The sequence below is a fragment of the Deinococcus grandis genome (assembly GCF_001485435.1).
Classification (GTDB): domain Bacteria; phylum Deinococcota; class Deinococci; order Deinococcales; family Deinococcaceae; genus Deinococcus; species Deinococcus grandis.
The window spans coordinates 1,208,993-1,231,599 of sequence record NZ_BCMS01000001.1; the positions used below are offsets into that span (position 1 = coordinate 1,208,993).

At 71.2% G+C, this 22,607-nt stretch carries 20 protein-coding genes; 12 read left to right on the forward strand and 8 right to left on the reverse strand.

Annotated features, from left to right (window positions below; genetic code table 11):
- The first annotated feature begins 1 nt into the window (after position 1).
- Entirely contained in the window at positions 2 to 700 is a 699-nt protein-coding gene (locus DEIGR_RS06055) for a CoA transferase subunit A (RefSeq protein WP_058976140.1), read from the forward strand.
- 57 nt (positions 701 to 757) lie between these two features.
- Here DEIGR_RS06055 and nadE read toward each other — a convergent pair whose 3' ends face one another.
- A complete protein-coding gene (gene nadE / locus DEIGR_RS06060) occupies positions 758 to 1,597 on the reverse strand; it encodes an ammonia-dependent NAD(+) synthetase (protein WP_058976142.1) in 840 nt (279 codons plus the stop codon).
- A gap of 68 nt (positions 1,598 to 1,665) precedes the next feature.
- Between nadE and DEIGR_RS06065 the strand changes: the two genes are divergently transcribed.
- The 6 genes from DEIGR_RS06065 (at position 1,666) to DEIGR_RS06090 (ending at position 9,542) form a co-directional block, all read left to right on the forward strand.
- Positions 1,666 to 3,069, forward strand: a complete 1,404-nt coding sequence (locus DEIGR_RS06065) for an MFS transporter (RefSeq protein WP_322787154.1) — start codon at positions 1,666 to 1,668, stop codon at positions 3,067 to 3,069.
- On the forward strand, positions 3,066 to 4,526 hold the full coding sequence (locus DEIGR_RS06070; RefSeq protein WP_058976144.1) for a nicotinate phosphoribosyltransferase: 1,461 nt from the start codon (positions 3,066 to 3,068) through the stop codon (positions 4,524 to 4,526). Before DEIGR_RS06065 ends, DEIGR_RS06070 begins: the two co-directional genes overlap by 4 nt.
- Positions 4,527 to 4,659: 133 nt before the next feature.
- Positions 4,660 to 5,574 carry an adenylyltransferase/cytidyltransferase family protein gene (locus DEIGR_RS06075; protein ID WP_058976146.1) on the forward strand — a complete coding sequence of 305 codons (915 nt, stop codon included), beginning with the start codon at positions 4,660 to 4,662 and terminating at the stop codon, positions 5,572 to 5,574.
- Positions 5,575 to 5,779: 205 nt separating this feature from the next.
- On the forward strand, positions 5,780 to 6,409 hold the full coding sequence (locus tag DEIGR_RS06080; RefSeq protein WP_058976148.1) for a CoA transferase subunit B: 630 nt from the start codon (positions 5,780 to 5,782) through the stop codon (positions 6,407 to 6,409).
- Between the two features lie 100 nt (positions 6,410 to 6,509).
- On the forward strand, positions 6,510 to 8,180 hold the full coding sequence (locus tag DEIGR_RS06085; protein ID WP_058976150.1) for an acyl-CoA carboxylase subunit beta: 1,671 nt from the start codon (positions 6,510 to 6,512) through the stop codon (positions 8,178 to 8,180).
- Between the two features lie 153 nt (positions 8,181 to 8,333).
- Positions 8,334 to 9,542 (forward strand): acyl-CoA dehydrogenase family protein, encoded by a 1,209-nt coding sequence (locus DEIGR_RS06090; RefSeq protein ID WP_058976152.1) that lies wholly within the window; start codon positions 8,334 to 8,336, stop codon positions 9,540 to 9,542.
- 28 nt (positions 9,543 to 9,570) lie between these two features.
- Here the strand turns inward: DEIGR_RS06090 and DEIGR_RS06095 are convergent, their stop codons facing one another.
- Positions 9,571 to 10,107: a hypothetical protein gene (locus tag DEIGR_RS06095; RefSeq protein WP_058976155.1), complete on the reverse strand. Its 537-nt coding sequence runs from the start codon at positions 10,105 to 10,107 to the stop codon at positions 9,571 to 9,573.
- Between the two features lie 38 nt (positions 10,108 to 10,145).
- On the opposite strand from DEIGR_RS06095, the gene DEIGR_RS06100 reads away from it, so the two are divergent.
- Together DEIGR_RS06100 and DEIGR_RS06105 are read left to right on the forward strand one after the other, a co-directional pair.
- Positions 10,146 to 11,165 (forward strand): alpha/beta hydrolase, encoded by a 1,020-nt coding sequence (locus DEIGR_RS06100; RefSeq protein WP_083523946.1) that lies wholly within the window; start codon positions 10,146 to 10,148, stop codon positions 11,163 to 11,165.
- Positions 11,162 to 11,950 carry a glycoside hydrolase family 16 protein gene (locus tag DEIGR_RS06105; RefSeq protein ID WP_058976159.1) on the forward strand — a complete coding sequence of 263 codons (789 nt, stop codon included), beginning with the start codon at positions 11,162 to 11,164 and terminating at the stop codon, positions 11,948 to 11,950. The genes DEIGR_RS06100 and DEIGR_RS06105 overlap by 4 nt, the downstream gene beginning before the upstream one ends.
- Positions 11,951 to 11,959: 9 nt before the next feature.
- Here the strand turns inward: DEIGR_RS06105 and DEIGR_RS06110 are convergent, their stop codons facing one another.
- Positions 11,960 to 12,898 (reverse strand): nucleoside hydrolase, encoded by a 939-nt coding sequence (locus DEIGR_RS06110; RefSeq protein ID WP_058976160.1) that lies wholly within the window; start codon positions 12,896 to 12,898, stop codon positions 11,960 to 11,962.
- Between the two features lie 812 nt (positions 12,899 to 13,710).
- Between DEIGR_RS06110 and DEIGR_RS06115 the strand changes: the two genes are divergently transcribed.
- Positions 13,711 to 15,975, forward strand: a complete 2,265-nt coding sequence (locus tag DEIGR_RS06115; RefSeq protein ID WP_058976163.1) for a RelA/SpoT family protein — start codon at positions 13,711 to 13,713, stop codon at positions 15,973 to 15,975.
- 98 nt (positions 15,976 to 16,073) lie between these two features.
- Positions 16,074 to 17,072, forward strand: a complete 999-nt coding sequence (locus DEIGR_RS06120) for a serine/threonine-protein kinase (RefSeq protein WP_058976165.1) — start codon at positions 16,074 to 16,076, stop codon at positions 17,070 to 17,072.
- A 180-nt stretch (positions 17,073 to 17,252) separates the two neighbouring features.
- On the opposite strand, the gene DEIGR_RS06125 is transcribed toward DEIGR_RS06120, so the two are convergent.
- Positions 17,253 to 17,948, reverse strand: coding sequence for a YqjF family protein (locus DEIGR_RS06125; RefSeq protein WP_058976167.1), 696 nt, complete (start codon positions 17,946 to 17,948; stop codon positions 17,253 to 17,255).
- A gap of 224 nt (positions 17,949 to 18,172) precedes the next feature.
- Here DEIGR_RS06125 and DEIGR_RS06130 point away from each other — a divergent pair, with 224 nt between their 5' ends.
- Complete coding sequence (locus DEIGR_RS06130) at positions 18,173 to 18,631, forward strand: PA2169 family four-helix-bundle protein (RefSeq protein ID WP_052751028.1); 459 nt, start codon at positions 18,173 to 18,175, stop codon at positions 18,629 to 18,631.
- Between the two features lie 87 nt (positions 18,632 to 18,718).
- Here the strand turns inward: DEIGR_RS06130 and DEIGR_RS06135 are convergent, their stop codons facing one another.
- The 4 genes from DEIGR_RS06135 to DEIGR_RS06150 form a co-directional block, all read right to left on the reverse strand.
- The gene (locus tag DEIGR_RS06135; RefSeq protein ID WP_058976169.1) at positions 18,719 to 20,458 is read right to left on the reverse strand and encodes a HAMP domain-containing protein; all 1,740 of its coding nucleotides are present in this window, start codon (positions 20,456 to 20,458) and stop codon (positions 18,719 to 18,721) included.
- A 67-nt stretch (positions 20,459 to 20,525) separates the two neighbouring features.
- Positions 20,526 to 20,930 carry a hypothetical protein gene (locus tag DEIGR_RS06140; protein ID WP_169796848.1) on the reverse strand — a complete coding sequence of 135 codons (405 nt, stop codon included), beginning with the start codon at positions 20,928 to 20,930 and terminating at the stop codon, positions 20,526 to 20,528.
- Positions 20,927 to 21,778, reverse strand: a complete 852-nt coding sequence (locus DEIGR_RS06145; protein ID WP_058976173.1) for a hypothetical protein — start codon at positions 21,776 to 21,778, stop codon at positions 20,927 to 20,929. Before DEIGR_RS06145 ends, DEIGR_RS06140 begins: the two co-directional genes overlap by 4 nt.
- A gap of 181 nt (positions 21,779 to 21,959) precedes the next feature.
- Positions 21,960 to 22,604: a monothiol bacilliredoxin BrxC family protein gene (locus DEIGR_RS06150; protein ID WP_058976175.1), complete on the reverse strand. Its 645-nt coding sequence runs from the start codon at positions 22,602 to 22,604 to the stop codon at positions 21,960 to 21,962.
- Positions 22,605 to 22,607 lie beyond the last annotated feature (3 nt).

Here is a 22,607-nt window from a genome sequence, read left to right on the forward strand (position 1 = left end):
CATGAACAAGGTGTACCCCGACGCCCACGCGGCGCTTCACGACATCGTCGCCGACGGCCAGACCATCGCCGTGGGCGGCTTCGGCCTGTGCGGCATCCCCGAACAGCTCATCCTCGCGCTGCGCGACAGCGGCGCGACTGGCCTGACCGCCGTCAGCAACAACGCGGGCGTGGACGGCTGGGGCCTGGGGCTGCTGCTCCAGACCCGCCAGATCCGCAAGATGATCAGCTCCTACGTCGGCGAGAACAAGGAATTCGAACGCCAGTACCTTGCCGGGGAACTCGAACTGGAATTCACGCCGCAGGGCACCCTGGCCGAGCGCATGCGCGCCGGGGGCGCGGGCATCCCCGGCTTCTATACCAAGACCGGCGTGGGCACCACCGTCGCCGAGGGCAAGGAACACAAGGACTTCGGCGGTCAGACGTTCATCCTCGAACGCGGCATCGTGGCCGACGTGGCGCTCGTGAAGGCCTGGAAGGCCGACCGCGCCGGGAACCTCGTGTACCGCAAGACCGCCCGCAACTTCAACCCGATGGCCGCCACCTGCGGCCGGGTGACGGTGGCGGAGGTCGAGGAGATCGTCGAGATCGGTCAGATCGACCCGGACGACGTGGACACCCCCGGCATCTTCGTGCAGCGCGTCGTGCTGAACGCCACGCCCGAGAAGCGCATCGAGCAGCGCACCGTCCGCGCCGGGTAGGTCCGGCCGCCTGGGAGGTCACGCGGGGTGGACGTTCCCGCGTGACCTCCGGTCCGTCTACGCCTCCTGCCACCACCCGTCGAAGGGCGTGACCGGCACGGCGCGCTTGTGGCGGGTGACGCGGTACAGGCGCTCCAGTTTCCCGGCCACCTCCGGCGCGACCGGCTGGCCTTCCAGGAAGTCGTCGATCTGGGTGTACGTCAGGCCCAGCGCGACCTCGTCCGGGAGGCCTGGGCGGTCGTCTTCCAGGTCGGCGGTGGGGACCTTGCGCCACGTTTCCTCGGGTGCTCCCAGGTGCGCGAGGAGCTGCGCGCCCTGGCGTTTGCTCAGGCCGGTCAGGGGGGTCAGGTCCACGCCGCCGTCCCCGTACTTCGTGAAGAAGCCCGTGATCGCCTCGGCGGCGTGATCGGTGCCCACCACCAGAAGGTTCAGCTGCCCGGCCAGCGCGTACTGCGCGACCATCCGTTCGCGGGCCTTGATGTTCCCCCGCACGAAGTCCCGCAGTTCGCCGCCCGCCCCAGCCTCTGCCAGCGCGGCGGCGGCGGCGCCCGAGGCGGCGTCCACGGCGCCCTTCACGTTCACGGTCACGCTCCGGTCGGGGCGGATGAACGCCAGGGCGCGCTGCGCGTCCGCCTCGTCGGCCTGCACCCCGTACGGCAGGCGCGCCGCCACGAACGTCGCCTCGGTGCCGTCGGCGCGCAGGCGCTCGGCGGCCAGCTGGCACAGCCGCCCCGCCAGGGTGCTGTCCTGCCCGCCGCTGATACCCAGCACGAAGCCCCGCGTGCCCGACGCCCGCAGGTACGCGCACAGGAACGCCACGCGCCGCTCGACCTCCTGCGCCGGGTCGATGACCGGGCGGACCTCCAGTTCCCTGATGATGACCTGCTGCATGCTCATGCCGCGCAGTATCCCAGATGCGCTCAGGTGGCGCAGGCGCGCGCGCAGGAACGCCCTACACTGAACGGGTGACCGAGCGGCCCACCCGACTGTACCTCCCGGACGACGTGCCCGCCGCGCCGCTGCCCGGCACCACCACCGTGGACGCCGTCATCGAGAGCCTGGGGGTCGGGGCGTTCCAGATCCGGCTGCTGCTCATCTGCGGCCTGACCTTCGCCGCGGACGCCATGGAGGTCCTGCTGATGGGCTTCGCGCTGCCCGGCGTGAACGCCACCTTCGGCCTGCCGCCCGGCGCGCTGGGCGCCACCATGCTGCTCTCGGCGACGTTCGCGGGCATGCTGGTCGGCGCGCCCTTCTGGGGCCGTCAGGCGGACGTGTACGGGCGCCGCCCGGTGTTCCTGATCACGGTCCTGGCGGGCGTGATCTTCGGGCTGGTGGGCGCCATGGCGCCGAACATCGGGGTGCTGGTGGCCGCGCGGGTCCTGGCGGGCTTCGCGATCGGCGGGACCATGGCCGTCGACTACGCCCTGATGGCCGAGTTCGTCCCCCGGCGCGTCCGGGGCCGCTTCCTGGTCCTCACCGAGGGATTCTGGGCGATCGGGACGGTCATGATCGCCGCGCTGGCGTACCTGATCGGGCAGCTGCTGCCCCCGCAGGAGGGCTGGCGGATGCTGGTGCTGATCGCCGCGCTGCCCGGCGTGGTGGGCCTGCTCGTGCGGACCGGCGTGCCGGACTCGCCGCGCTGGCTGCTCTCCCGCGGCCGGGTGGAGGAGGCGCACGCCGCACTGATCCGCGTGGCGCAGCTGAACGGCCAGGACCCGCCCCTCCTGGCGCTGGCCCCGCCCCGGCGCGTTCCGGCCCGCCCGCCCCGCTGGGCGGCGCTGCTGTCCCCGCAGCTGCGCGACCGGACGCTGCTGCTGGCACTGGCGTGGTTCGGCATGAGCCTGGGCTACTACGGGATCTTCTCGTGGCTGCCCACGTACCTGCGCACGCAGGGCGTGGACCTGCCCGAGGCGTACCGCGTGACCATGATCCTGGCCCTGGCGCAGATTCCCGGGTACCTGCTGTCCAGCCTGCTCGTCGAGTGGGTGGGCCGCCGCGCGACCCTGGTGGGCTTCATGCTGGCCAGCGCGGCGGGCGCGTACCTGTTCATGCTGTCCAGTGAACCCGCCTGGACGCTGCTGGCGTCGGGCCTGCTGTCGTTCTCGCTGCTGGGCACCTGGGGCGCGCTGTACGCCTTCGCCGCCGAGGTGTTCCCCACCACCCTGCGCGCCACCGGCATGGGCACCGTCAGTGCCGCCGCGCGGCTGGGCAGCCTGATCTCGCCGGTCGCGGGTGGGCTGCTGCTCAGCGGGAATCTCGGGCAGGCGCTGACGGTGTTCGCTGCGTCGTTCATCCTCTCGGCGGGGTGCGTGTGGGCGACCGGCCTGGAACCGCGCGGGCAGGCCGTCCCGGAAGGCGAACACGGATGATGGGCGCGTCCCCGCTCGGGTCGGCGCTGTTCACGGACCTGTACCAGCTGACCATGCTGCAGGGGTACCACGAGGCCGGCCTGCACACCCAGACCGCCACCTTCGACCTGTACTTCCGCCGCGCGCCGTTCCAGGGCGGGTACGCGGTGTGGGCCGGACTGAACCCGGCCCTGAGCGCGCTGGAGGGCCTGCGCTTCACGGACCGGGACCTCGCGTACCTGGCGGGCACCGGGCTGTTCCGCCCGGCCTTCCTGAGCGCCCTGCGCGGCTGGCGGTTCACGGGGCAGGTCACGGCCTTCCCGGAGGGCCGCGTGGTCTTCCCGCACGAACCGCTGCTGACCGTGCGCGGCGCGCTGTGGGAGGCGCAGCTCATCGAGACGGCGCTGCTGAACGTCCTGAACTTCCAGACCCTGATCGCCACGAAGGCCGCGCGGCTGGTGTCCGCCGCGCAGGCCAGCCCGCACGGGGGCGAGGTCGTGGAGTTCGGCGCGCGCCGCGCGCAGGGCCCGGACGGCGCGCTGGGCGCCACGCGCGCCGCCGTGATCGGCGGGGCGACCGGCACGAGCAACGTCGAGGCCGCCGCCCGCTACGGCCTGCGCGCCACCGGCACGCACGCGCACGCCTGGGTCGAGGCGTTCCCCACCGAACTGGACGCCTTCCGCGCGTACGCCCGGCTGTACCCGGACGCCACCACGCTGCTGCTGGACACCTTCGACACGCTGCGCAGCGGCCTGCCGAACGCCCTGACCGTCGCGCGGGAACTGCGCGGGGCCGGGCACGAGCTGCGCGGCGTGCGCCTGGACAGCGGGGACCTCGCGTATCTGTCCGCGCAGGTGCGCGCCGAGCTGGACGGGGCTGGGTTCCCGGACGTGCAGATCGTCGCCAGCAACGACCTGTCCGAATTCGTGATCGAGAGCGTCATCAAGGGGGGCGGTCGGGTAAACGTGTACGGGGTCGGCACGCAGCTCGCCACAGGCGGCGGTGAAGGCGGCGGCGCGCTGGGCGGCGTGTTCAAACTGGTCGCGCTGGACGGGCAGGACCGCATGAAACTCACCGGGGACCCCGCCAAGGCCAGCGTGCCGGGCGACAAACGCGTCTGGCGCGCCCACACCGGGCAGGGCGGACTGGTCATGGACGTCATCACGGGCCTGGACGACCCCGCGCCGCAGCCCGGCGAGCGTGTCAGCGACCCTACCAACCCCCTCGGGTCGCGCCGTGTGCCCGCCGGACTGACCTGGACCGACCCGCGCGTGGTCGTCATGGACGGCGGCGTGCGCCGTCAGCCGCCCGAACCGCTGATCGACCTTCAGGCCCGCGCCCGCGCGGAGATCGCCGCGCTGCCCGAAGGGACCCGCCGCCTCCTGAACCCGCACCGCTACCACGTCAGTCTGGGTGCCCCCCTGCAGGCGCGGCGTGACGCGCTGATCGCCAGCCTGCGCGACCGCCACGGGCTGTGAGACGGATTCCGTCTGTTTCGCCAACCATCCGGAACGTCACCGGATTGCCGGCTGCACGTCCGGAACCCGCCCCGCTCCCACTCGCATCCGCTCGGATTGCATGGGCTTTGCAGCCCATTCAACCGGAGCCCGTATGACCGACCCGCTGACCATGTACGTGGGGCGATTTCAGCCGCCGCACGCCGGGCACCTGCACACCATGCACGCGGCCCTGGACCGGCACGGTCGGCTGCTGGTGCTGCTGGGCAGCGCGAACCTCGCCCGCAGCGCCCGCAACCCGTTCACGCCGCGCGAACGGGCCGGGATGATCCGCGCCGCGCTGCGCGAGTCGGGAGTCCCGCCGGGCCGCGTGATCCTGCGGCCCCTCCCGGACGAGTTCGACGCGACCCGCTGGGCGGCGCACGTCCGCCGCGCCGCGCACGCCGTCGCCGGGAACGCCCCGGTCGTCCTGACCGGCTTCGAGAAGGACGCCAGCAGCAGCTACCTGCACTGGTTCCCCGACTGGACCCTCGACCCCAGCCCACCGGTGATGGCGCAGGACGGCGTGCTGAACGCCACGGCGGTACGCCGCGCCCTGCTGGAACGGGGCGAGGTGCCCGCCCACCTGCCCCCGGCGGTCGCGGCGTTCCTGACCCGCTTCCTGGACACCCGCACCTCCGCCCGCCTGCGCGCCGAGTGGGCCGCGCTGGAGGCCGAACGGGCCGCCTGGGACGGCACGCCCCGCCACGAGCACCTCGACCTGCACGTCACACCGGAACACGTGTGGCTGGCCCGCCGCCCCGGTCCGGTCGGTGCGGGATTGTGGACGCTTCCCGCCACGCTCCTGTCCCCGGAGGCGCTGCCCGCCGGGGCCGCCGTGTTCGCCCACCCGGCCCGTTCGCTGGGCGTGCCCACAACCGCACACGTCGTCCTGACCGACTCCCCGCCGCCCGGCACGCGCCCCGTGCCCCTGCCGCTCGCCCTGGCGCGGCCCCGGCAGTTCTTCGAGGACCACCACGTCATCCTCCGGCGGATGCTGGAGGTTGGGGCGGGCCGCAGTCGCGCGTGACAGGCAGAGGCTGTCCATCAGCCATCCTCCATCAGCCATCCTCCATCGGCCATCCGCCTGTCTGAAACGGGCCTGTGACGGGCGCCGGGCATGATACGGGTGTCCATTCCAGCGGGCCCGGCGGCTTGACACCCCGGCAACCCGCGCCGCAAGCTGCCCCTGACTTTCACAATCCCACCCCCAACCGACTTCAAGGAGGTCACCCATGCCCTGGACCCGAGACGAGATGGCCGCCCGCGCGGCCCGAGAACTGCAGGACGGCTACTACGTGAACCTGGGCATCGGCCTGCCCACCCTGGTCGCCAACCACATCCCCGAAGGCGTCAGCGTCATGCTGCAATCCGAAAACGGCCTGCTGGGCATCGGCCCGTTCCCCACCGAGGAGCAGGTGGACCCCGACCTGATCAACGCCGGGAAGCAGACCGTCACGGCGCTGCCCGGCGCGAGTTTCTTCTCCAGCGCGGACAGTTTCGCCATGATCCGCGGCGGGCACGTGAACCTCGCCATCCTGGGCGCCATGCAGGTCAGCGAGAAGGGCGACCTGGCCAACTGGATGATTCCCGGCAAGATGGTCAAGGGCATGGGCGGCGCGATGGACCTCGTGGCGGGCGTGCAGCGCGTCGTGGTGCTCATGGAGCACGTCGCGAAGGGAGACGCGCACAAGATCCTGCCCGACTGCACCCTGCCGCTGACCGGGCAGGCGGTCGTGAACCGCATCATCACGGATCTGGGCGTGCTGGACGTCACCCCGGACGGCCTGAAACTGGTGGAACTCGCGCCCGGCGTGACGCTGGACGAGTTGCAGGCGAAGACCGGCGCGGCCATCCACGCCTGAACCGTCCCCGCTTTGGTGCCCCTCGTGTCCCGGTGGATGCGGGGGGCCTGTCATGAATCCCACCACACCCTAACGAGCGTTTGTTAGACTGGGGGCAACAATGACCCAGCCTGACACCAGCGCCCCCCCGGCGCCCCCGACCCGTAGCACGTGGCAGGACGCCCTGGAACGCCTCGCCACCGACCGCCTGACCGTCCACGCTGGGGGCGGCGCCAAGGCCCAGCAGCGCCAGCACGACCGAGGGCGCCTCACCGCCCGCGAACGCATCCGTCAGCTGATCGACGACGGCACCCCCTTCGACGAACTCATGACCTTCGCCGGGTGGGAGATGTATCAGGACGTCGGCGGCTGCCCCAGCGGCGGCACCGTCACCGGCATCGGCCAGATCCAGGGCCGCCCGTGGATGATCATCGCCAACGACGCCACCGTGAAGGCCGGGGCGTTCTTCCCGATCACCGCCAAGAAGGTCATCCGGGCGCAGACCATCGCGCTGGAAAACCACCTGCCGGTCGTGTACCTCGTGGACAGTGCGGGCGTGTACCTGCCCATGCAGGACGAGATCTTCCCTGATCAGGACGACTTCGGCCGCGTGTTCTACCTCAACGCCCGCATGAGCGCACGCGGCATCCCGCAGATCGCCGCGATCATGGGCAACTGCGTCGCGGGTGGCGCGTACCTGCCCGTCATGTGCGACACCCTGATCATGACCGAAGGCTCCGGGCTTTACCTTGCCGGACCCGCGCTGGTCAAGGCCGCCATCGGACAGGTCGTGGACTCGGAAGACCTCGGCGGGGCCAGCATGCACGCCTCCATTGCGGGCACCGTGGACTACAAGGAACCCGACGACGCCGCCGCACTGAAACGCATCCGCGCGCTGGCCGACCTGTACGCGCAGGGCGAAAGCGCCCCGTTCGCCAAACGCCGCCGCGAGACGCTGCCCGCCCCGGAACGCGACCTCACCGACCTCGTCGGTTTCGACGGCAGCAAAACCTACGACGTGCGCGACCTCATCACCGCCCTGGTCGACAGTGGCGAGTTCCACGAGTTCAAACCCGAGTACGGCGAGACCCTCGTGTGCGGCTTCGCCCGCGCCGGTGGTTACCCCGTCGCGTTCGTGGCGAACCAGCGCACGGTCATCAAGAAGAAACTCAAGAGCGGCGGCGAGCCCGGCCTGCGCACCCGCATCGAGGTCGGCGGCGTCATCTACGGCGACAGCGCTGACAAGGCCGCCCGCTTCATCATGGACGCCAACCAGGCGGGCGTGCCCCTCGTGTTCCTGAGCGACGTGACCGGCTTCATGGTCGGCCGCGACAGCGAACAGGAAGGCATCATCCGGCGCGGCGCGAAACTCGTGAACGCCGTGAGCAACACCGTCGTGCCCAAGATCACCATCATCACCGGCGGGTCCTTCGGCGCCGGGAACTACGCCATGAACGGCAAGGCCTACGCCCCCCGCTTCCTGTTCGCGTGGCCCAGCGCCAAGTACGCCGTCATGAGCGGCAACGCCGCCGCCAAGACCCTCCTCGACATCCAGCTCGCTGCCCTGAAGCGGGGCGGCCACCAGCCGGACGACGAGGAACTCCAGCGCCTCTACGACGAGGTCAAGAGCAAGTACGACACCGAACTCGACCCCCGCTACGCCGCCGCCCGCCTCTGGGTCGACGAGATCATCCCCCCCAACGACACGCGCGACCGCCTCATCCGCGCCCTCGAAGCCTGCGCCCAGAACCCCCACCAGGACGAATTCCGCGTCGGCGTCTTCCAGGTGTAGACCCGCCCGCAGCGGGGGTCGAAGGGTCAAAGGGTCTGAAGGTCACTGTTCCTGGCTCCAGATCATTTCCGACTACGCCGCATTGTCCAGCTTTCCCCTTCGACACTCAGACTCTTCGACACTCAGACTTCCCACCCTCCGAAGGAGCCCCCCATGACCAGCACCCTGAACCGCCCCGATGCCATGAACCCGAACACGCAGCCCATGAATGACGACCAGCGCACGATCATCAGCGCGCTGCGCAGCTTCCTGAAGAACAAGGTCGAGCCCGGCGCGGCTGAGCGGGACCAGACGAGCGAATTCCCCATGCAGATCGTCCGTGAACTGGGCGAGATGGGCATCATGGGCGCGCAGACGCCCGAGGAGTACGGCGGGGCCGGGCTGGACACGGCGACGTTCGCGATGATCATCGAGGAGGTCGCGGCGGTGGACGGCAGCCTGTGCCTGACCGTCGCCTCGCACAACAGCCTGTGTCAGGGGCACATCCTGATCGGCGGGACCGAGGCGCAGAAGCAGAAGTTCCTCCCGGCCCTGGCCAGTGCCGAGAAGCTGGGCGCGTGGGGCCTCACCGAGCCCGGCAGCGGCAGCGACAGCGGCGGCATGCAGAGCAACGCCAGGGAGCAGCCGGACGGCAGCTGGATCCTGAACGGCAGCAAGAACTTCATCACGCAGGGCAGCGTGGGCGGCACGTACGTCGTCCTGGCCCGCACCGACGCCGCCCGCCCTGGCAAGGGCAAGAACGACGGCATCAGCGCGTTCGTGTTCAACCGCGACGAGGTCACGGGCTTCTCCATCGGCCGCAAGGAAGACAAGCTGGGCCTGCGCAGCAGCGACACCGCGCAACTGATCTTCGAGGACATCCACCTGCCCGCAGACGCGCTTCTCGGCGAGCGGGGCAACGCATTCAAGGACGTCATGAAAGTCCTCGACGGGGGCCGCGTCGGCATCGCCGCCATGGGCCTCGGTCTGGGCCGCGCCGCGTTCGAGTACGCCGCCCGCTACGTCAACCAGCGCGAACAGTTCGGCAAACCCATTGGGCACAACCAGAACCTCGCCTTCCGCCTCGCCGACATGGACACCAGACTCGAAGCCGCGCGCCTGCTGATCCGCAAGGCCGCCGACCTCAAGGACGCCGGCATGAACTTCACCGTCCCGGTCGCCCGCGCCAAACTCTTCGCCACCACCGTCGGCGTCGAAGCGTGTGACGAGGCCATCCAGATGCTCGGCGGGTACGGGTACATCAAGGAATACCCCGTGGAACGCATGTGGCGCGACAACCGCCTCACCCGCATCGGCGAGGGCACCGACGAGGTGCAACGCCTCGTCATCAGCCGCGACGTGCTGAAGCGCTTCGCGGACTGAAGCGAAGGGCAGGGGAGGGGCCGGGGGGTCATTGCTCCGGCTCTTCCAGTTTCTCCAGGAATTCGTCGTACAGGAACGCGATCTGGTCCGAGAAGCCGTACCCGAACCCGTCGGCGTTCGACACCAGCCGTTCCAGGCGCTTGAAGGGAATGTCTTTCAGGTCGAGGGTCGCGGCGCGTTTCAGGGCCGCTTCGAAGACGCCCTCCATGCTGCTGTAGTTGTTCTCCGGCCAGTCGCCGTACGCGTGCAGGCACAGCACGCCGGCTTCGACGTAGCGCAGTTCCGCGTCGAGCGCGTCGGCGGGCGCGGCGACTTTCAGGTACGCGGTCAGGGCCTTCTTCGCCGCGCCGACCTTCATGCTGGGCAGGCGGCCGGAGGTGCGGAACGCCTTCTCCAGTTCGGTGTCCAGCCGGTCGAGGAGGCCGCTGTGGTCACCTTCGAGCAGCGCGGCCAGCTGGCGTTTGTTGTCGGCGCTGGCGCGGTACAGCGTGACGATCACCTCGCGGAGTTCCGGGGCGTCCATGTCGCCGAGCGTCTGGCGGAGTTGCGTGAGGGTGAGGGCCATGCCGTCAGCGTACCGGCTGGCGGGTGCGACAATCAGCCATGAAAGCCGGAAGACTGTGGGGGGTGGGGGCGGCGCTGGCGCTGGGCGCGTGGGTCCTCTCGACCAGACGCGCCGCCTCGTATGCCCGGCTGCACCCGGAGTTGCGCTCTCCTTTCGTGCGCTTCCGCTCGCCGCCGTTCACGCCGGGTGTCGTGGCGGTCATGGGGGCGATGCAGGCCCGCGCGAAGGCTCCAGCGCTGCCGGACGGGGTGACGGTGGAGGAGCGGCGCATTCCCGGTCCGCCCGGTGCGCCGGACGTGACGGTGTTCGTGTACCGGCCCCCGAACCTCCCGGCGAACGCGGCGGCGATCCTGAACATTCACGGGGGTGGGTATGTGACCGGCTCGGCGGCGGCGTACCACCCGCAGAGTGCCGCGTACGTGCGGGAACTGGGCGTGCTGGTCGTGGGCGTCGAGTACCGTCTCGCGCCGGGCACGCCGTTCCCCGGCCCGCTGGAGGACTGTTACGCCGCCCTGACCTGGATGGCGCGGGAAGCAGAGGCCCTGGGCCTCGACCCGGCCCGCATCGCCCTCGTCGGCGACAGCGCCGGGGGCGGACTGGCCGCCGCGCTGGCGCAACTCGCGCATGACCAAGGCGAGGTGACACCCGCCTTCCAGCTGCTGTACTACCCGATGCTGGACGACCGCACGGCCCTGAACGCCGATCACGCCGGGCGGGGTGAGTTCATCTGGCGGCCCGCGTCGAACGTGCTGGGCTGGACGTCGTACCTGGGCCGCCCACCCCACCCGGACCGCGCCGCGGAGTACGCCGCGCCCGCCCGCCGCGCCGACCTCACAGGTCTGCCGCCCGCGTGGATCGGCGTGGGCACCCTCGACCTCTTCCACGAGGAAGACCGCGAGTACGCCCGGCGACTTCAGGCCGCCGGGGTGCCCTGCGAGTACGTGGAGGTGCCCGGCGCGTACCACGCCTTCGAACGCTTCGCGCCGGACTCCGCGGTCTCGCGTGACTTCACGAACTCCGCCCTGGACGCCCTGCGGCGCGGGCTGGGACTGACGTGACCGTGGCAAAATACGTCCTGACCTTCGAGGACGACTTCAGCGGCCCCGAACTGCACTCCGGGCGCTGGCTGCCGCACTACCTGCCGCAGTGGGCCACCCGCGAGGCGTCCGCCGCCCGCTACGCCCTGCCGGGCACGGGCCTGCACCTCCAGATCACCGGGGATCAACCCCCGTGGAATCCCGCCTTCGACGGAGCGCTGCGCGTGTCCAGCCTCCAGACCGGGTGCCACGCCGGGCCGGTCGGCAGTCCGGTGGGCCAGCACCGTTTCCACCCGGACCTGCGCGTCACGGAGGCGCAACCCGAGACGTGGCTGTACACCCCGCAGTACGGCCGGTTCGAGGTCGCCCTGCGCGCCGACCTGCCCCCCGGGTACCTGGGCGCGTTCTGGATGATCGGCGTCGAGCGGGAACCGGGGCAATCCGGCGAGATCTGCATCTGCGAGGTGTTCGGCCACGAACGCGACCCCGACGCCTTCCAGGTGCACTTCGGCGTGAAACCCATCCACGATCCGGCCCTCACCCTGGACATGCGTTCGGCCCGGATTTCCGGCAGTCCCGCCGACCTGCACGTCTACAGCGCCGAGTGGACCCCGCACGACGTCACCTTCCGCGTGGACGGCGAGGTGGTGGGCCGCGTGCCCCAGTCGCCCACGTACCCCATGCAGTTCATGCTGAACATCTACGAACTCCCGCACCTGCTGCCCGGCGGCGAGCGGCGAGGCCCATGGCCGAAGACGGTGGAGGTCGCGTGGGTGCGCGGCTGGCAGCACGTCACGGCGGGGTAGAGCGCTGGGTTACGCCGGGTACGTCGCGATCCGGTCGCGCAGCAGTTCAAAGAAGCCGTCGGCGTTCACGTGGGTCATGACCTGCGCGTTGGGGGCGTTCCCGGTGACGTGCCAGAGGTCGGCGACGGTGCGGCCGTGGCTGGGGCCGCCGCTCAGGTCGATCTGGACGTGCATGGGTTGCACGGCGAACAGGTCGGGGCGCAGCAGGTACGCGACGGTCAGCGGGTCGTGCAGCGCGCCGCCGTCCCAGCCGTAGCGGTCACGGTGGTGTTCGGCGAAGAACGCCAGCAGGTCCGCGACGAACGCGCCGGTGGAGGTGCCCAGGTCGCGGAACAGCTGCACGCGGGCGGGGTGGGCGATGGCCTGATGACTGGCGTTCAGGCCGATCATGGTCAGCGGCACGCCGCTCCCGAAGACGACGTGCGCGGCGTGCGGGTCGGCCAGGGCGTTGAATTCGGCGGCGGGTGTCCAGTTGCCGGTGTCGGTACTGCCGCCCATCCACACGACTTCCCGCACCAGTGGAACGATGTCCGGCGCAAGGCGGAAGGCCAGCGCGACATTGGTGAGGGGTCCGGTGGGGATCAGCGTGATCTCGCCGGGGTGGGCGCGGACGGTACGGATGATGAACGCGGCGGCGTGTTCGTCTTCGGTGCCGCGCGTGGGGATGGGCAGGTGCGGGCCGTCCAGGCCGCTCTCGCCGTGCACGGCTTCCGCGCTGATCCTGGCCTGCACCAGCGGGCGGTCCGCTCCGGCGTACACGGGCACGTCGGACCGGGCGATCTGGCGGGTGATCAGGGCGTTGCGGGTGGTGCGGTCCAGGCCCACGTTCCCGAACACGGTGGTCAGGCCCAGCACGCGCAGTTCCGGGCTGGCCAGCGCCAGCAGGATGTTCACGGCGTCGTCGTGACCGGGGTCGAGATCCAGGATGACGGGTCGGGGCGCGCTCATGCGGGTCAGTATGCGCCCGGCGCAGGCGGCAGCGGGCGTGTCACTGCGGTGTCCAGTTCTGCCCTGCTCGGGTGCCCGCTGTGCGGGTCCGCTCGTTTCAGGGGCAGCGGGCGAACCCGTCGATACTGCTGCATGCTCCTGTCATACGGACTCCGGTTGAATGGTTTGCAAAAACCGTTCAACCCGAGCGGATGCGAGAAGGAGCAAAGCGGGTTCCGGGCGTGGAGTTGGCAGATCGGTTGTGTTCCGATCTGTCAACGAAACAGACGGAATCCGTATCAGAGTTCACGCGGGTCGCCCTGTGGCGGTGGGCGGGCGGTGGGCGGGGGGTGGGCGCGGACGGGGCGTGTCGGCCGGTCGGGCGGGTGGGCCGGTCCGGGCGGTGAGGCTGTCCCAGTCGGGCCCGGGCGTCCATGAGGTCCGTGAGTGTGCCTGTCCCCCGCGGGGGCACCCGTTGCGCGTCCCGCGCGTGAAGTCATGGTAAGGCCCGTGCCATAACTGTCAGGGTCAGGTCAGTACACTGGGGGCATGAAAGGCCTGCGTGAATTCGTCGACTGGCTGCGCGAGGTGCTGACTGGCGGCCCTCAACCTCAGCCGGTTCCGGTTCCCGTGCGCGTGCGTGAGCGCCGCTGACGGGCAGTAAGCGTCCTCCTTCTCCATCCTGACTCTCCCGCCCACCCGCGTGGTGGGCGTTTCCATGCTGGTCGCTGCCCGGCGCCGTGATGGGGGCGTGTCTGCCCCGCGTCAGGTTCATGCCGGTGGGGGGCGCTATGCTGCGGGGCGTGCAGTCAGGCGCAGAGAGCGACTATGGAATGGGGGAACTCCGGGCGCTGATCGCGTCCCGCCCCGCAGGGGACCGGGAGCGGGTGGAGGCGGCCTTCGTGTTCGCGCGCGACGCGCACGCGGGCGTGAACCGCAAGAGTGGCGAGCCGTACATCACGCATCCGGTGGCGGTGTCGGTGATCCTGGCGCAGCTGGGCATGGACACCGACAGCCTGATGGCGGGGCTGCTGCACGACACGGTCGAGGACGTGGACGGCGTGACCTTCGAGCTGATCGAGGAGCAGTTCGGTCCGGACGTGCGCCGCATCGTGGAAGGCGAGACGAAGGTCAGCAAGCTCAGCAAGCAGGGCTCGCAGGCGGCCGAGGTGCGCGAGTCCGGCCGGGACGTGCAGGCGGAGAACCTGCGGCAGATGCTGATCGCCATGACGGGCGACATCCGCATCATCGTGGTGAAGCTCGCCGACCGGCTGCACAACATGCGCACGCTGGGCTCCATGAAACCCGAGAAGCAGCAGCGGATCGCGCGGGAGACCATGGACATCTTCGCGCCGCTCGCGCACCGGCTGGGGATCGGGCAGATCAAGTGGGAACTGGAGGACCTGAGCTTCCAGTACCTCTACCCCGACGAGTACGCGTACCTGCAGTCGCGGCTGCGGACCCGGCAGGACGAACGGCAGACGCTGATCGAGAACGCCGTGAAGCAGCTGCACGACGCCCTGACCGACGATCTGGAACTCCCGGAGTGGATCAGTGACATCGACATCGCGGGGCGCAGCAAGCACCTGTGGAGCATCCACAACAAGATGCAGCGTGAGGGCAAGGGCCTGGAGCAGATCTTCGACCTGCTGGCGATCCGCGTGATCCTCACGCCGCGTGATCTGGTGGTGCCGCCCGGCACGGACGAGAAGCGCCGCGAGCGCGCCGAGGAGACCCGCGAGAAACGCATCTGCTACCACACGGTGAGCATCGTGCACAGCGTCTGGACGCCGCTGCCGGGCCGCTTCAAGGACTACATCGCGGTGCCCAAGCCCAACGGGTACCAGTCGCTGCACACGACCGTGATCAGCCCCAGCGGGCAGCCCATCGAGGTGCAGATCCGCTCCCGGCGCATGCACGAGGTCGCGGAGTTCGGCATCGCCGCGCACTGGATGTACAAGCAGGGCAGCCAGCTCGCGCAGCGTGACCGGGAGAACTGGATCTCGCAGCTGCGCGAGTTGCAGAACGAGATCAACGACGCCTCGGACTACATGGACGCCGTGAAGGTGGACATCCTGTCGCAGCGGGTGCGGGTGTTCACGCCCAAGGGGCTGGCGATCAGCCTCCCGGCGGGCAGCACCCCGATCGACTTCGCGTACCACATCCACACCCGCATCGGCGAGACGACCGTGGGCGCGCGCGTGAACGGCTCCATCGTGCCGCTGTCGCACCGGCTGGGCAACGGCGACATGGTCGAGATCGTGACCAGCAAGAACGGCCACCCCAGCAAGGACTGGCTGAACTTCGCCGTGACCCGCTCGGCCCGCACGAAGATCCGGCATCACTTCCGCGCGCAGGAACGCAGCGAGGCGCTCCAGCACGGGCACGACCTGCTCGAACGCTACCTGCGCAAGCGGCAGCTGCCCGTGCGGCAGCTCATGCGGACCAAGCTGCTGGAGGACGCCGCGCAGAAACTCATGGGCTCGCGCAACCCGGACGACCTATACCTGGCGCTGCACGCCGGGAAGCTCACGCCCAGCGCCGTGGGCAAGGTCCTGTCCCCGCAGCTGGCGCAGGAGCAGGCGTCCGGCCCCGTCCGCCGCGCCCCCGTCCCGAAAGCCCCGGAACCGGGCGGCGTGTACGTCGAGGGCTTCAGCACGAACACCAAGCTCAGCCAGTGCTGCACCCCCATCCGCGGCGATCAGGTCATGGGGTACCTGACGCGTGGCCGCGGCGTGAGCGTGCACCGCATCGACTGCCCGAACATGATCCGCCTGCTGAAGGACGAACCGGAACGCTGCGTGGCCGCCTCCTGGGAGGCCGGGACGCCGGGCAGCGTCCTGGTGGACGTGGACGTCATCGCGCCCGACCGCGCCGGGCTGCTCGCGGACGTGCTGGGCGTCCTGGCGCGCGAGAAACGCAGCCCCACCAAGGTGGAGGCCGTGGTCGGCCAGGAGGAGATCGCCGTGATCCACCTGCGCCTGAACGTCGCCGGGCACGGCGACCTGGAGGGCATCCGCCGCGCGATTCTCACGGTGAAGGGCGTGCAGGACGTCATCCGCGTGGGTGGACGCAAACGCAACGGCGCCAACGCGTAACCCGCCGCTGTCCCCGCCGGGCCTCCCGACACGACCGGGGGCCCGGTGTACCACGCCCTGAGCTGCTGCTCTAGACCCTGCTGCTCTAGACTGCGCGCATGCCTCAACCCACGCCCGGCCCGCGCCCGGCCCCGCTGCTGCTCCTGCCGGACCTGGGCGACCTGCTGCGGCTGCACCCGCAGTTCAACGCGGGCACCGTCACGGAACTCCTCGCGCACCTGGGCGCCCGCGAGGTGCGCTGGGCGTCCGGCGCGGACGCGGACCACCCGCTGCGGGACGCGCTGCCTGCCGCCGGGATCACCATCGGCGACCTCCCGCTGCCCGACTGGGCCTGGGCGGACGCCGAGCACGAGCAGCTGCTGGGCTTCCTGAACCAGTACCCGCAGAGCCGCGATCGGCTGCGCCGGGCGCAGGCGGCCGAGCAGACGCTGGCGACCCTGGTCACCGCGCCGCTGGACCCGGCCCGGCTGCTGTCCCGGGCGTTCCTGGCCGAGGTGGAGGCCACCCGCGCGGAGGTCCGCGCCGCGCTGGACGAGGGGCCCGGCACCCGCTGGCGCCAGCGCCGCCTGGATGACCTCGCCGCGCGCCTGGACGGGCAGAGCGGCGTGACGCTGGTCCCGCTGGATGACCTGCCCGCGCTGCTGGAGCGCCTACCCGGCGCGGCCCTACCCGACCCGGCGGGCTTCCAGCCCGGCGAGACCAGTCGCCTGCGCGCCCTGGCCGACCGCGCGTGGCAGCTGCGCGACGAGGACGACCTGAACGCCCTGCTGGCCGCCCTGGACCGCGAGGCAGGCGACCGGGTCACGCCCCGCGCGGAACTGGACGCCGCGGCGGCCAGCATTCACCTCGCGGTGGGTGACCTGCCCGGCGCGCGCGGGCGACTGGAACGCGCCGCGCACGCGCTGGCCGACGGGCAGCCCCGCAGCCTCGCCGGACTGGTCCTGGCCCGGCTGGGGCAGGTGCGCGACGCGCTGGGCGACCGGGAACTCGCGCAGCGCACCTACCGCGCCGTGCTCGCCCTGAACCACGCGCCGCAGGTGGCCCGGACCGCCGCCGAGGACGGCCTGCGTGAGGCCTTCGCCCTGCACCTGGACTGAGCCGGAGCCCGGCAGGTGGGATCAGGGATGGCCCGGATGCGGGCCTGCTCAACCTCTTCCCCCGGTCCGCCTCAGCGGGGGCCTTCCCCCACATGGAAGGCGGCGGGCCGGACCTGACCGCGGGGGCATGGGGGACGCTCCCGCCCGGCCTCGGTCGCTGGACGGCGCCGTCTGGGCGCGTCACCGGACGCGGTCCAGCCACCTCGCGGTCACGTCCAGCCGCCCGGCGTGCAGCAGGTGCGGCCCTCTGCTCAGGTCAAAGCCGTACCGCTCGCCCAGGGTGTTGACCCGCACCTCGGCCTGCGCGCGCCGCAGCGGCCACGCGGCGTGGTGGATGCGGCCCCGGAAGATCCGCCCGTCCGGCGACGCGCTGAACAGCCGCAGCCGGTCGGTCAGCCATGCCTCCAGACTGTCCGGTGCGGGGGACAGGAGCGGCCCGCTCGGGCGGTAGGCACCCGCGAACGCGCCGGGCCCGGCACGCAGGTCGGTGCGGACACTGGCGTACCGCGTGACGTCCCCCTGCCGGTCCACCCACATGTGTGCCTGCCGGTAGGGCAGGTGGAAGAACGTGCGGGCCAGCGCCGCCGCCAGAGGCTGCGTCACGTCCAGCGAGTAGAACCACACCCCGCGTTCGCCGTTCACAGTCACGTAGGTGCGCAGGTTCAGCTCCGGGAAGGCACTCAGGCCCGGCACGGCAGGCACGAAGCGCGGGGCCACGTCCGCCATGCGGAACGGCACAACCCCGACATACGCCTGACCGTCCCGGGTATCGACCTCCACTCCCCTGGGCAGCGTCGCCTGCACGGCGGCGGGCGGCACCGGCCAGTGCATGAAACAGAGGTCCAGCCATTGCATCCGCAGCACCCGGGGCGTCATCCCGTCCAGTGCAGCACACCCGCGCCCGCACTCGCCAGGGGCGCGAGGCCCGCATGTGAACTCGGCCAAGGGCCGCCCAACCCTGCGTGAACGCCCCCTTGGTGCAGTTATCAGGTTCAGGCCCCGCTGAGCTTCTAACCTGACGGCGTCTGACTTTCAGCCCGCCCAGCAGGCCCCGTCCGGGGTGGCGGCGCGGGCAGACCCCATCCACAGGAGGCACCACCATGACCATGACCAACGAGAACGTTCTCGACAAGCTCCAGTACCTCCTCGGGACCCTGCGCGACGGCCAGAAGGGCTTCGCCGACGCTGCCGAGCACGCCACCGACCCCAGCCTCAAGAGCCTGTTCTCCGAGCGGAGCGCCCAGCGCGCCCAGATGGCCAGCGAGGTTGAGGCCCACATCGGCCGCCTGGGCGACAAGCCCCGCGAGGGCGGCAGCGTCGGCGCGGCCCTGCACCGCACCTGGCTGAACGTCCGTGACGCCCTGACCGGCCGCGACGACACCGCCGTGGTCGCCGAGGCCGAGCGTGGCGAGGACGTCGCCGTCGAGAACTACCAGGACGTGCTGAAGGAAACCGAACTGCCCGCCGACGTGCGCAGCTTCGTCGAAGGGCAGTACGCGAAGGTCAAGGCCAGCCACGACCAGATCCGTGACCTGAAGCACAGCATGGAAGCCCGCTGATCCAGCGGCCCTGAACCCCCACGAGTACGCCCCCCGCAGATCGTCTGCGGGGGGCGTACTCGTGACCCGACCGGGTCCATGGACGATTCAGCTGCGGCGGCGGCGGCGCAGGCGGTCCATCGCGGAGTCCAGGCTCAGGCGCATGCGTTCCAGCGCCTGCGCGAGGTCACCGATCTCGTCGTTGCGTTCGGCACGCACCGGGCGGCTCAGGTCACCCATGCTGATCGCGTCGGCCACCCGCACGAGGTCCTCGATGGGCTGCACGACGGCGCGCGCGGCGCGCAGCGCGAGGTACGCGGCGATGGCCAGGGCCAGCAGGGACACGAACATCACCAGGAACAGCGTGCGGCGCAGCGCGGCCTGCGGCTGCCCGTTCTCCACGCCCACCGCGACGGTGTACAGCACGTTCTCGGCGCCGGCCTCGCTGGCGCGCTCGCTGCTCACGGTGCGCTGGCCGTTCTCCTGCTTGACCGTGATCTGCTGCACGATGTAGTTCACGTTCGTGACCGACTGGTTGGCCGGGTCGGCAGCCTGTTTTTCCAGCTTCTCGACGTCGTTGGCGGTGCCGCCCATGGCGCGCATCTCGTTCGCCTGATCGCGGTACAGTTTCGCGGGCGAGATCCGGTCGCGGAACACGGCGCTGTTGGGATTCTCGATCAGCCAGTTGCTGACCTGCGCGTTCAGCAGGTCGCTGACCTTGGGCACCTGACTGGAGAAGTAGCGTGACCCGTCGCGCAGTTCGACCTGCACGAAGCCCACGCTGGAGTTCTTCACGAGCGCCTCGAGCTGCGGGGTGATGCTCTGCGCGCCGCGTGTCGGGTCGATGTTGCTCGCCACGGCCACCGCCACCGCCTGCGCGTTGCGCTGCACGAGGTTCTGCTGCAGGCCAGGCAGGGTCACGGCCAGCACGCCCAGCGTCAGCAGGCTGGACACGCCCAGCGGCACCAGCGCGCCGACGGTCATGCGGTTGCGCAGGCTGCTGCGGCGCAGTTTCGGGGCGGCGTCGCTGTCCGGCAGGCCCGTCACGATGGGGTCCATCCCGGCGGCGCTGGGCACGGCCGCCACCTCGGGCGCGCCGGGGGCGGGCGTCGCGTCGGTCAGGGTCAGGGCGCCCGTGAAGTCCGACCAGACGTCCGCCGCCGGATCGGCCGCCCGGGCGGGTGCGCTCGGGACGAGGGGCGCGCCGAACGCCGTCGCGAACGGATCGGGGTCCGGTTCGGGCAGCCCGGTGGGCGCAGGGGGCGGCATCAGGGCGGTGGCGGCGTCTCCCGCGAAGGGGTTGGCGCTGCCGGCACCCGGCGCGGGCGGCGTCAGGCCGGGTGCGGGGGCGTTCCACGCGACGGCCGGCATGAACTCGTTCGGCAGGGCGCTGCCCGGGCCGCTCTCGGGGCCGAAGGGCCCGGCGGACTGGCCCGGCGGGGCGAACGGGTCGGGCAGGGCGTCGCCGGGCGGCGTGAGGTCCACGTCCGGCCAGATGCCCGACACGGACAGGGGCGCCTCGGCGCGGTCCGGGGCGAGCGGCGCGTCGTCCGGGCGGGCGGGCGCGGCGGGCCGGGCGGGCGACGCGAGCGTCTGGAAGGGTTCGCTGATGACGCTGGTCTCCTCGCGGACCTCCTCGAGGGTCACGTCGGCGCCGACCGACTGGAACATCGCGAGCAGCAGTTCCGCGCGGGCGCGCCCGGTGGGTTTCATCAGGCGGCCGGTGCGGCGGTCGCTGAGGCGCTGCGCCTGCTCGCCGTTCAGGCCGAACCGTTCGCGGAGCTGCTGCTCCAGTTCCGGTTTGCGTTCGCTGTGGACGGGCTGTCGGATGAGGACCGTGTACTTCATGGGTGTGCTCCAGGGATCGGCGCGCCGGTGGGGTCGGTGAGGGACGGGCAGGGGGGCGTCGGGACGTTCATGTCACGCCCCGTTCGCGCAGCAGTCGGGCGAACAGCTGCACCCGTTCCGGCGTGAGCTGTTTGGCGAGTGTGGACAGCGTGGCGTTCAGGGTGGCCTGCTCGCCCAGGTCGTCGAGCACCTCGTCGACCATCACGGCGGCCACCGGGCCGACCACGCCGGTCAGGCACTGGATGATCCGCTCGGCCAGGTCGTCACTGACCGGCAGGTCGCGCTGCGCGGCGCGCGCCACCCACGCCGCGGCGGCGTTCAGGCGTTCCTGCACGTCCGGGACGGTCACGCCCGCCAGTCGGGCGACCTCGGTGACGTCGCGGGTGCCGTCCACGTGATGCATGACGCGCCACACGCTGAACGGCAGCGGCGTGCCGTCCTGCAGCCCGTCGGGCCAGACCGGGGCGCTCACCGCTGCTCCAGGCCCGACGCGGCCCACTCGGGCCGGTCACGCAGGTTCGTGATGGGCAGGTCCACGAGGCGCAGGCCCAGCCGCGCCAGCACGCCGCGCAGCGCGGCACTCAGGGCGGGCAGGAACTCGTCGACCGGGACCTCGTCCTCGATACTCAGCTGGCCCTGGTGCAGCCGGACGTCCTGCGCGAAGGGATCCAGGCAAGGGTGGTCGTCCGCGAGGCGCATCGTGACCTCCTGCCAGGCCGCGTCGAGCGGCTGCGCGCGGTGCGTGGCGGCCAGCAGGTCCTGCCAGAAGCTCAGCAGGCCCGCGCGGTTCGCCTCGGAGTTCGGCGTGAACAGCCACGCGCCGGCGCCGGTCTCGGGCAGGCTGCCGGTCAGGACGCGGCCGGACAGCCAGTAGCTGCACGCCGCGCCGCTGACGACCAGGCCGTGGTACTGGCTGCGTTCCAGTTCGGCCTGCGCGTGCGGCCACGCGGCGGGCGCGGCGCGGCCCTCGACGTCACGGGTGGTCCACAGCAGGTCCACCAGCCGCGCCGAGAGTTCCGTGAGGCTCACGCGGGCGCGCGGGAGGCCCTGCATGACGGTCGTCCAGCCGACGGGCTGACCGGCGTGCGTGTAGCCGCCCAGCAGCGCGCCCTGACTGAGCAGGAACCGCGCCCAGCGGTTGCCCTGCCACGCGTCGAAGACGCCGGTGAAGCCCTGGCTCTGGCGCGCGGCGAGATCGGCGGTGACGTCGGTCCAGGGGTAGTGGTCGGTGCTGATGGCGCTGTACACCGCCGCGTCGAGCGGCACGGCGACAGGATGCGTCAGTTTCGGGAGCGAGGCAGGCAGGGTTGGGTCAGACATTCGACTTCCGGGTGAGGTCAGGATGAGGTGGCGATCTGGGCTCCGGCAGGACTCCTTAAGGGATACCGCATCATGGCACCCCGGCGGCTCTTACGTGCCGCTTACACCTGTAAAAAACCTCACGCCGCACCCCCGAGCATGAAGGGTGCGGCGCCACGGACCCGGCCGGGCCGGCAGGAGATCAGCCCAGTTCGGTCAGGAGTTCCTGCACGCGGGCCTTCAGGTCCCCGCGGCCCTGCGGCGCGCCCAGCTGGTGCAGCCCGCCGTGGTACGCGTCGGGATCGCCGAACAGGCGCGAGAGCAGCTCGAACTCGCGCTGGCTGCGCAGGCTGGCGTCGTCGCGGAACATGTTCACGTACTGGTCCTGGAAGGCCCAGTCGCTCAGCTGCCCGTCCAGGAAGGCGCGCATCAGGCGGCGGTAGGGTTCCACGTTGTCGTCGGTGGCGACGCTCGCCACGCCCTCACGGACGGGCACGTGCGCCTCGAACACCGGGCCCAGCGCCTGCGGGGTGATGTCCCAGTTGTTCACCTCGAACTGCGGCTGCCCATCCTGGAAGAGGATCAGCTGCGGGCTGTGGTGCTGAATGCCGGTGAGCTGCGCGACGTGGTTGCTCGCGGGGCGCCAGTCCACCACGCGGATGAAGCCCACGGGCAGGTCGTGGCGCTGCAGGAAGGTCTCCAGCACGCCGAAGCCCTGCATGGTCTTGTGGCAGGTCCCGGCCTTGAACACGGCGGCCAGCGGGTACTCGGTGAGGAACTGGTCCACTTCCTCGGGGGTGGTCAGGGGCACGAGCACCTGCGCTTCGTTCTGAGCGGCTTGCGTCATGGC

Bases quoted from the DNA above. Each gene is read 5' to 3' on its own strand.
- DEIGR_RS06055 (WP_058976140.1), top strand. From the start codon at position 2: ATGAACAAGGTGTACCCCGACGCCCACGCGGCGCTTCACGACATCGTC.
- nadE (WP_058976142.1), bottom strand. From the start codon at position 1,597: ATGAGCATGCAGCAGGTCATCATCAGGGAACTGGAGGTCCGCCCGGTC.
- DEIGR_RS06070 (WP_058976144.1), top strand. From the start codon at position 3,066: ATGATGGGCGCGTCCCCGCTCGGGTCGGCGCTGTTCACGGACCTGTAC.
- DEIGR_RS06075 (WP_058976146.1), top strand. From the start codon at position 4,660: ATGACCGACCCGCTGACCATGTACGTGGGGCGATTTCAGCCGCCGCAC.
- DEIGR_RS06080 (WP_058976148.1), top strand. From the start codon at position 5,780: ATGCCCTGGACCCGAGACGAGATGGCCGCCCGCGCGGCCCGAGAACTG.
- DEIGR_RS06085 (WP_058976150.1), top strand. From the start codon at position 6,510: ATGACCCAGCCTGACACCAGCGCCCCCCCGGCGCCCCCGACCCGTAGC.
- DEIGR_RS06090 (WP_058976152.1), top strand. From the start codon at position 8,334: ATGACCAGCACCCTGAACCGCCCCGATGCCATGAACCCGAACACGCAG.
- DEIGR_RS06095 (WP_058976155.1), bottom strand. From the start codon at position 10,107: ATGGCCCTCACCCTCACGCAACTCCGCCAGACGCTCGGCGACATGGAC.
- DEIGR_RS06100 (WP_083523946.1), top strand. From the start codon at position 10,146: ATGAAAGCCGGAAGACTGTGGGGGGTGGGGGCGGCGCTGGCGCTGGGC.
- DEIGR_RS06110 (WP_058976160.1), bottom strand. From the start codon at position 12,898: ATGAGCGCGCCCCGACCCGTCATCCTGGATCTCGACCCCGGTCACGAC.
- DEIGR_RS06115 (WP_058976163.1), top strand. From the start codon at position 13,711: ATGGGGGAACTCCGGGCGCTGATCGCGTCCCGCCCCGCAGGGGACCGG.
- DEIGR_RS06120 (WP_058976165.1), top strand. From the start codon at position 16,074: ATGCCTCAACCCACGCCCGGCCCGCGCCCGGCCCCGCTGCTGCTCCTG.
- DEIGR_RS06125 (WP_058976167.1), bottom strand. From the start codon at position 17,948: ATGACGCCCCGGGTGCTGCGGATGCAATGGCTGGACCTCTGTTTCATG.
- DEIGR_RS06130 (WP_052751028.1), top strand. From the start codon at position 18,173: ATGACCATGACCAACGAGAACGTTCTCGACAAGCTCCAGTACCTCCTC.
- DEIGR_RS06135 (WP_058976169.1), bottom strand. From the start codon at position 20,458: ATGAAGTACACGGTCCTCATCCGACAGCCCGTCCACAGCGAACGCAAA.
- DEIGR_RS06145 (WP_058976173.1), bottom strand. From the start codon at position 21,778: ATGTCTGACCCAACCCTGCCTGCCTCGCTCCCGAAACTGACGCATCCT.
- DEIGR_RS06150 (WP_058976175.1), bottom strand. From the start codon at position 22,604: ATGACGCAAGCCGCTCAGAACGAAGCGCAGGTGCTCGTGCCCCTGACC.